Here is a 7,468-nt window from a genome sequence, read left to right on the forward strand (position 1 = left end):
CTCTTCTGGGCACCGAAGATGTGGCGCTTGAGTTCACCGACGACGCCCTTACCGCGCTGGCACGCATCGCCGCGCAAGTGAACGAAAGCGTCGAGAATATCGGTGCCCGCCGCCTTCAGACCGTGATGGAGCGCCTGCTGGAGGACATCAGCTTTGACGCCGAAGACCGCAAGGGCGAGACGATCAAGATCGACGCTGCCTATGTCGAACAGCAGCTTTCGGGTATTGCCAAGGACGCTGACCTTTCCAAATATGTATTGTAACCAACCTTAGACTCTTCGCCCCCCCGCGAAGGCGGGGGTCCACCACCCGCCAGTTAAATTTCATCCTTGGGTGATGGATTCCCGCCTTCGCGGGAATGACGAAGTGGTGTATAAAAAGTGTTAGGAGAGCGATCATGACCCATCAAGGTGGATGCCATTGCGGAGCAGTGCGCTATGAGGTGAGCGGCGAGCCGCAGCATGTAGCGCTGTGCCATTGCAGCGATTGCCGGAAATCGTCAGGCGCACCGATGGTGGCCTGGGCGGCCTTTACCGAAGATCAGTTCAAACTGGTCGAGGGTGAACCGGTAACGTTCAATTCGTCGGGATCGGCGATGCGTAGTTTCTGCCCGAAATGCGGGTCAGGTCTCTATTATCGTAATGTGGAATTCCTGCCCGGCATTGTCGATATCCAGTCAGCCACGCTCGACGATCCCGATGCCCTCCCTCCCGGCGCGCATATCCAAACCGCCGAACGGCTCGGCTGGATGGAAACCGCGCATAGCCTTCCGGCATTTGAGCGCTTTCCAGGTTAGATTGGATACAGTTCGATCTTCAGCCGTAGTGCTGAGCCTGTCGAAGCACGTCTGGCGGACAAGCACCCTTCGACAAGCTCAGGGCTGCAGTGAAATTCGGAACTCGGACTCACCTATCGAGAGGCGACTGCGTCTGCCTCTGGCTCGACCACCATCGTCCAGGCCTTCTCTGAAACCAGATATTTGCGCGCCAGTGCCTGCAACTGCTCGGGCGTGACCTTACTGTAATCGCTGTACAGCCGCCCCAGAACTTCATAGCGCGCGGCATTGTAGGTCGCGCCCTCCAGTTCGTTCATCCAGAACAGATTGCCAGTCGTGGAGCGCTCGACATATTGCAAAATCGGCTCCAACGCGCGTTGCAGTTCATCCTTGCTCACCGGCGTTGCGGCAAGATCCGCTGCAACCGATTTTGCAAAAGTGAAAAAGCGCTCGCTGTCCTTGGGCTGCATCTGGCTGTACGCCATCAGAAAGCCGCCCGATGCAAATTCATCCGGCCATGTCGCGGTTGCATCCGGGCTATAGCTCGCCGCCTGTTCCGACCGGAACTTTTCGAACAGCCGATCGCGGAACAATGCCGCAAGCACTTCCAACTGGCGTGCTTCACTTATTTGCGCCAGCCCTGCCCCGGTGGGCCAGCCGATGACGGCAGCCATCTGGTCCTTCGGGCCTTTATGCGTAAAGCGCAGCGGTTTTGCGTTGGCGGCCGGGAAAACAACCTGCGACGCCTTTTGCGAAATGGCGGCTGTGCTGCGCGGTTTCATAGCGCCCACGGTATTTTGAAGCGCGTCGACCGCTTTTTCGGTTTCGAAGTCGCCGAACAGCAACACCTCCACCGGGCCACTGGCCAGCAAAGGCTCCCAAAAGGCGCGAAACGCCTTGGCATCGACTTTGCGCACTTCATCGGGCGTGGGGATTTTCCAGCGCAGATCATTGCCCGACAGCCGATATTGCAACTCGCGTTGCAGCACTGCAGTCGCCGACATGTCGAAACTGCGATAGCCCGCAATGGCAAGCGCTTTTTCGCGTTCCAGTGGGGCGCTGTCCCAATTGGGGTTTTCCATCTTCGCTACAATCAGACGCAGCTGGTCAACCAGATCCTCAGGTCGGGTGGCCGCGGTAAATTCAAAGGCATCATTGTCGACCGTGAAGCCCAGTTCGATCCGGCGCCCGTTGATCAATTGTTCAATCTGTGTCCGGCTGTACTTGCCGATGCCGCTTTCGCTAATAATACCGGGACCGGACCAGAATAGCGCACCCTTTGCCGGATCGACCGCCTGATATCCGCTGCCGAAACGCACCAGCACACGCACCTGCCCGCTTTCCGACTTGTTGGGAAACAGCAGGGCGCGCACGCCATTCGACAGCTCAACCGATTCCATTTCAAACCGCGGTAACGGATTGCGTGCGACGACCTTTGCCGGTTCGCCGAGCTTTGGAAGGTCATCAAAAGTAATCGCATTGCCCGCCAGCCGCACCGACGATGCTGCGGAGACCGAATCGGTCAATGCCTTGGCAAGCCGCACATCGGCATCTGCGCCGTCGTCAACGGGCGTTGTCCGCAATATGCGCACCGCATCGGCCGCAAACAGCGCCTTGGTTGCCGCAAACAAGCGTTCGGGCGTGAACTTGTCACGCATATTTTCATACACAGCGACGACCGTATCCGGTGCGGCAATGGTTTCCCGGATATCGACAGCCTTGACGATATCGTCCGCCTGCTTGGCCGCTGCCTCGAAAGGATAGCTGTCGCGCATCGTGCGCAGCGCATTGCCGAACAGCGCCAGTTCGCGGTCGATATCGGCCTGCGAAGGCGGCGTGGAGATCGCATCTTCTATGATGGCGCGCACGTCACGCACCGCTTGCTGCCAATTGTCACCGATCGGCGTGATGATGACCGTGGTTGTATCGGCGCTGCGCGAAATATCTTCCTGCCCCACCTCGGCAACGCTGAACGTGGAACCGGCCCGCGCCTGAGTCACCAGTCGGCGATTCACAATTTGCTGGGCTAAAGCATCGACCAGCAACTGCTCGTTATAGGCGATGGTGTCGGCAACTTTTTCCCAAGGCCGGGCATAGATGAGCGCGACATTGGGCGGCAGCGTTGGTGCAACCACCGTTTTGGCGACCATACCCTTCGGGTCGGGCTTTCCGAAATCGGGGTCAGCGACCGGTTTCCCCTGACCTGTCCATCCGCCAAAATGCTGACGAACCAACCGTTCCAGTTCGGCTGGCTCCGCGTCTCCGGCAATCGACACCACGATTTTTTCGGGGCGGTACCAGCGGCGGTGAAACTCTTTCAGCCCAGCCGCCGACGCCGAATCGAGGCTCTCAATCGAACCAATTGTCGAACGGTCGGCCAGCCTTTGCCCCTGAAAAGCATGCCGCCGCATCGCTTCGCCCAGGTCCATTCCGGCCCCAGCCGACTCGCGCAGCTCGGCCTGCACGATGGCGCGTTCGGCATTCAAAGCGCTTTCCGAAATATTCGGCGCGCGCACCATCCCGGCGAGGATTTTCAAAGATTCATCGAGCGTGGCAGGCGAACTGTTCGGCAGATCGAGCTTGTACACCGTCTGCGTTGGCGTGGTCTGGGCGTTACTGTCGCTGCCAAAGGTGACCCCGAAACGCTGCCAAATGCGCTTCGCCTCTCCATCGGGCACATGTTCAGAGCCGCGAAACGCCAGATGCTCCATCAGGTGCGCAAAGCCGAGCTCATTGTCCTCTTCGTGCAACGCCCCCGCATCCACGCGAACGCGGATAGAGATTTGTCCCGCCGGGACGACGTTCTTTTTGACGGCATAGCGCAAGCCGTTATCGAGCACGCCAAAGGTCCAACTTGCGTCGACCGGGACGTCGCTATTTTCGTAAAGCCAAGGGGTTTGCGCCGCCTTGGTCGCGGTGGCAGGCGCCGTTTCGGCGGAAGCCATATGTGCAGGGATCAATAGCGCGAACGCGGTCGCGAGGCGAAGACCATGGAGCAATTTCATCGACCGGCTTCCTGCGTAAAGGCATATTGACGCGTGATGAACAGTCGTCGCCCCGGCGCAGGCCTGGGCCGCTGCAAGTTTACGCTAAATTGACGGACAAAGCCAATTGCGGCCCCTGCCTTCGCTGGGGCGACGTGAAATAGTGCTTCAAATCCCGCCATCGATAGTTTCATAACCAAAGCCCGCCAGCCCCGATCGCAAAGCCTCTACACAGGCCGCAAGCTGGTGCGCGTCGGTCGAGCGTACCACGAAATTCGCCCCCACCCGCCCCTCGCGGAAGAAGGGATAGCTGCCGATCTGGCAGCCTTCATGCGCCTTTTCGGTATCGCCGAGCAGCTTGGCAATCTCGCTTTCAGCGACCCAGCAGCCGATCTGGTGCGACAGCAAGGGGGCGCCGCCCTCCAGCGTACCGGTCAAAGCGTCGAGCATCCTTGCGGTGATATGCGGCACGCCCGCCATGATGAAGATATTGCCGATCTTGATCCCCGGCGCGCCCGACATCTTATTGGGGATAAGGTCCGCCCCCTCCGGCACGCGTGCCATGCGCAACCGCTGCTCGGTTACGCCTCCGCGCGTTTCGTAATAGCGTTCAAGGATTTCCTTGGCGATCGGGTGGAGCACCACTGGCACGCCCAGCGCCGCCGCAATCGCGTCGACGGTGATGTCATCATGCGTCGGGCCGATTCCGCCAGTGGTGAACAGATAATCGTTGCGCGCGCGCAGCGTGTTGACCGCCTCGACAATCGCTTCCTTGACATCGGGCACCACGCGCACCTCGCGCAGGCGGATGCCCTGCACGTTGAGCCAGAGCGCGATCTGGCTGATATTCTTGTCCTGCGTGCGGCCGGAAAGGATTTCATCGCCAATGATGACGAGTGCGGCGGTGTAGATGCGGTTTGAGGTCATGGACTCGGACATAGCCGCAAAGACTCCCCTCGCAAAGCACGGATAAAGCGCCTATATGCGCCCCCATGAACCAATATGTTGCCGTTACCGCCGAAGAGGCCGCCATCCCGCGTGACGGGGTGATCAAGCTGCACGGGGCGGAAGCCTTTGAAGGCATGCGTAAGGCGGGCCGCCTCGCTGCCGAAATCCTCGACGCCCTCACCACCTTTGTCGTGCCCGGCGTGACCACGGGCGAGATTGACGACCTGGTGCGCGAAATGACGCTGAAGGGCGGCGGCATCCCGGCGACGCTCGGCTACCGCGGCTATACGCACAGCTGCTGCACCAGCATCAACCATGTCATCTGCCACGGCATCCCGTCGGACAAGAAACTGCGCGATGGCGATATCGTCAATATCGATGTCACCCCGATCGTCGATGGCTGGCACGGCGATACCAGCCGCATGTATCTGGTCGGCGATGTGCCCACCAAGGCGAAGCGGCTGGTTGATGTGACCTATGAATGCCTGATGCTCGGCATCGAACAGGCCAAGCCCGGCAATCGCATCGGCGATATCGCCCATGCGATCCAGACGCATGCCGAGGCGCACCGCTATGGCGTGGTCCGCGAATTTTGCGGGCATGGGCTGGGGCGTTTGTTCCACGACGCCCCCGAAGTCGTCCATGCCGGCCGCCCCGGCACTGGGCCCGAACTGAAACCCGGCATGATCTTTACCATCGAACCGATGATCAACATCGGCAAACCGCACGCCAAGGTGCTGGAAGATGGCTGGACAGCGGTGACGCGGGATCGGTCGCTATCGGCTCAGTTCGAACATAGCATCGGCATTACCGACGATGGCTGCGAGATCTTTACCGCGAGCCCCAAGGGGCTGAACAAGCCGCCTTATTGAGAACGGGTAACCTTGCACTGGGGAAAATTGCTGCACCCGAGGAACTTGCCCTGCTTTCCCTGTTTCAATCGCATCTGGCCGCCGCAGCCATGTCGGGGGCAGTCGGTTCCATGAGCCTCAACTTTTTGATGGTTAAATCCGGCGAGAAAACGGTCTTCGGGCAAGCGCCCTCGATGCACCTGCTTCTTGAATGCCCATGGGCTTAAATTACTGTCAAAGGCCCATATTCCTCTTCGCTGGCGACGGGCATCGGACTGGGCATCAAGATAGGCACCCTCGGGGCCATAACGCTCAAGTACCCAAGCCCAACCGTTCAAGACCATTTCCAATTCAATGTTTCGAACAAGCGTATGGCGCAACCCGAATGTCTTCCGCGCTGGATTAACGGCAGGGAGTGATGTTAATGTCGAGGTTTCAGTCAGGAAAGGAACACCAACAATTCGGCCATATTTGTCGACGCAGTTGCCCGTTTCGGTTTTGTCGGTAATCGCGACGTCAAGTGTTTTGCCATCGATTAGCGATTTTAGGTAATCGCGGGCCTCAGGCCCACCGCGCTGCTTAAGTTCGGGTGCGTCGATAAATCCAAAGCGCACTGTGGCATCAAGCTCCATGCCGGGCCGATGCATGATCTTAGTCCGGAAGCCATCACCATCACCGACATGCAGAACCTTAAGACGCAAGGCATCAGCAGGCACGCGATTTGGAGCTACAATGTTTTTATGGTGTATAAACATGAATTGCCGAGTCTATTTAAGAACTCAGCTTCTAATTTTGATGATTTAATAAAGTATTTCGTGACCAATTAAAGTCGCAACCCGCTCACCTCATCCAGCCCGGCCATGATATTCAAATTCTGCACCGCCGCGCCGCTGGCGCCCTTGCCCAGATTGTCGAGCATCGCCATCAGCCGCACCTGATCGCCCTTGGGCGAGCCCATGACATAGAGGTCAAGACGGTCGCTGGGTTCCTGCGAATTGAGGATCAGCAGTTCGGATGGGGCCATGTCGGCATGCACCTTCACCACCGGCGAGCCCGCATAATGCTCCATCAGGCAGGCACGCATTTCTTCAGGGCTATCGCTGCCGGGCATCACAGAGATCGGCAGCGGCACCTCCACCATCATGCCCCGAAACGCCTTGACTACTGCGGGCGCGAAGATCGGGGCGAGCGACAGGCCGGCATGCTGCTGCATTTCGGGCACATGCTTGTGGCTGAGGTCAAGGCCATAGGTGCGGAAACCGATATCGGCACCCTCGCCTTCGAACCGTTCGATCAACGCCTTTCCGCCGCCCGAATAGCCCGACACTGCGTTGACCGTATAGGGCCAGTCTGACGGGATCAGCCCGTTCGCCACCAAAGGTGCGACAAGGCCCAGAAAGCCGGTGGGATAGCATCCCGGATTGGAAACGAAGCGCGCCGCCGCGATCCGTTCATGCTGGCCTTTTTTGAACTCCGGAAAGCCATAGGCCCAATTGGGGTCAACACGGTGCGCGGTGGAGGCGTCGATTACACGGGTGCGATCATTGGCAATCATCGCCACCGCCTCAATCGCCGCATCATCGGGCAGGCAGAGGATGACCAAATCGGCATCGTTCAACGCCTCGCGCCGCGCGGCTGTATCCTTGCGCTTGTCCTCAGGCAGGATGATCTGCGCAAACTCGCTGCGGCCCGAAAGCCGGTCAGCGATTTCAAGGCCGGTGGTGCCGACTGCGCCGTCGATGAAGAGGCTGTAGGTCATAGTCCTCTCCCTTTACGGGAGAGGATATGGAGACTTGGCAACTTGTTGCCTAGTCGCAATTGGAGAGGGCTTGTGGCGGTCGCCCCCTCTCCAAGACTTGCTAGGCAACAAGTTGCCAAGCCAAGTCTTTCCTCTCCCGCAAGGGGAGAGG

General features: G+C 59.0%; 6 protein-coding genes and 1 pseudogene. 3 read left to right on the plus strand and 4 right to left on the minus strand.

The genetic code is table 11. From position 1 onward, the window contains the following. Positions 1 to 263: pseudogene (locus PKC81_RS14015) on the plus strand (HslU--HslV peptidase ATPase subunit); the annotation flags it as partial. Positions 264 to 397: 134 nt separating this feature from the next. Continuing rightward, positions 398 to 796 (plus strand): GFA family protein, encoded by a 399-nt coding sequence (locus PKC81_RS14020; protein ID WP_324337138.1) that lies wholly within the window; start codon positions 398 to 400, stop codon positions 794 to 796. Between the two features lie 113 nt (positions 797 to 909). On the opposite strand, the gene PKC81_RS14025 is transcribed toward PKC81_RS14020, so the two are convergent. Both PKC81_RS14025 and PKC81_RS14030 read right to left on the minus strand, forming a co-directional pair. Then, on the minus strand, positions 910 to 3,780 hold the full coding sequence (locus PKC81_RS14025; protein WP_324337140.1) for an insulinase family protein: 2,871 nt from the start codon (positions 3,778 to 3,780) through the stop codon (positions 910 to 912). A gap of 147 nt (positions 3,781 to 3,927) precedes the next feature. Beyond that, entirely contained in the window at positions 3,928 to 4,686 is a 759-nt protein-coding gene (locus PKC81_RS14030) for a molybdopterin-binding protein (protein ID WP_324337143.1), read from the minus strand. Positions 4,687 to 4,751: 65 nt separating this feature from the next. Between PKC81_RS14030 and map the strand changes: the two genes are divergently transcribed. Next, positions 4,752 to 5,579 carry a type I methionyl aminopeptidase gene (gene map, locus PKC81_RS14035; RefSeq protein ID WP_324337145.1) on the plus strand — a complete coding sequence of 276 codons (828 nt, stop codon included), beginning with the start codon at positions 4,752 to 4,754 and terminating at the stop codon, positions 5,577 to 5,579. Here map and PKC81_RS14040 read toward each other — a convergent pair. Further along, positions 5,573 to 6,274, minus strand: coding sequence for a thermonuclease family protein (locus PKC81_RS14040; RefSeq protein ID WP_324337147.1), 702 nt, complete (start codon positions 6,272 to 6,274; stop codon positions 5,573 to 5,575). The genes map and PKC81_RS14040 overlap by 7 nt on opposite strands. A 107-nt stretch (positions 6,275 to 6,381) precedes the next feature. Next, on the minus strand, positions 6,382 to 7,317 hold the full coding sequence (gene argC, locus PKC81_RS14045) for an N-acetyl-gamma-glutamyl-phosphate reductase (protein ID WP_324337149.1): 936 nt from the start codon (positions 7,315 to 7,317) through the stop codon (positions 6,382 to 6,384). Positions 7,318 to 7,468 lie beyond the last annotated feature (151 nt).

Origin of the sequence: Sphingorhabdus sp. (assembly GCF_035329025.1) — a bacterium.
Classification (GTDB): Bacteria; Pseudomonadota; Alphaproteobacteria; order Sphingomonadales; family Sphingomonadaceae; genus Sphingorhabdus_B.

Bases quoted from the DNA above. Each gene is read 5' to 3' on its own strand.
- PKC81_RS14020 (WP_324337138.1), top strand. From the start codon at position 398: ATGACCCATCAAGGTGGATGCCATTGCGGAGCAGTGCGCTATGAGGTG.
- PKC81_RS14025 (WP_324337140.1), bottom strand. From the start codon at position 3,780: ATGAAATTGCTCCATGGTCTTCGCCTCGCGACCGCGTTCGCGCTATTG.
- PKC81_RS14030 (WP_324337143.1), bottom strand. From the start codon at position 4,686: ATGACCTCAAACCGCATCTACACCGCCGCACTCGTCATCATTGGCGAT.
- map (WP_324337145.1), top strand. From the start codon at position 4,752: ATGAACCAATATGTTGCCGTTACCGCCGAAGAGGCCGCCATCCCGCGT.
- argC (WP_324337149.1), bottom strand. From the start codon at position 7,317: ATGACCTACAGCCTCTTCATCGACGGCGCAGTCGGCACCACCGGCCTT.